The 520-nt window shown below is 45.8% G+C and carries 1 rRNA gene; it reads left to right on the plus strand.

The annotated features are described in order from the left end of the window. Window positions 1-50: 50 nt before the first annotated feature. Window positions 51-520 (plus strand): 16S ribosomal RNA (locus JV122_RS04165); the annotation flags it as partial.

Genomic DNA, 520 nt, shown 5'->3' on the forward strand with positions numbered 1-520 from the left:
GATAGATCTTTCAAAACTAGATACAAAAACCATAATACATTCATAAATTCAATTTCAAGAGTTTGATCCTGGCTCAGGATGAACGCTGGCTGTGTGCCTAATACATGCATGTTGAACGAAGCAGTGCTTGCACTGACTTAGTAGCGAATGGGTGAGTAACACGTACCTAACCTACCTTTTAGATTGGGATAACTACTGGAAACAGTAGCTAATACCGAATACGAATTTCTGTCGCATGATGGAAGTTTAAAAGGAGCCTCAAAGCTTCACTTAAAGATGGGGGTGCGGAACATTAGCTAGTTGGTAGGGTAATGGCCTACCAAGGCGATGATGTTTAGCCGGGCCGAGAGGCTGTACGGCCACACTGGGACTGAGATACGGCCCAGACTCCTACGGGAGGCAGCAGTAGGGAATTTTCCACAATGAGCGAAAGCTTGATGGAGCGACACAGCGTGCAGGATGAAGGCCTTCGGGTTGTAAACTGCTGTTGCAAGGGAAGAAAAAATAGGGTAGGAAATGA

Source organism: Mycoplasma procyoni (genome assembly GCF_017052595.1).
In the GTDB taxonomy this organism is placed as follows: Bacteria; Bacillota_I; Bacilli_A; order Mycoplasmatales; family Metamycoplasmataceae; genus Mesomycoplasma_A; species Mesomycoplasma_A procyoni.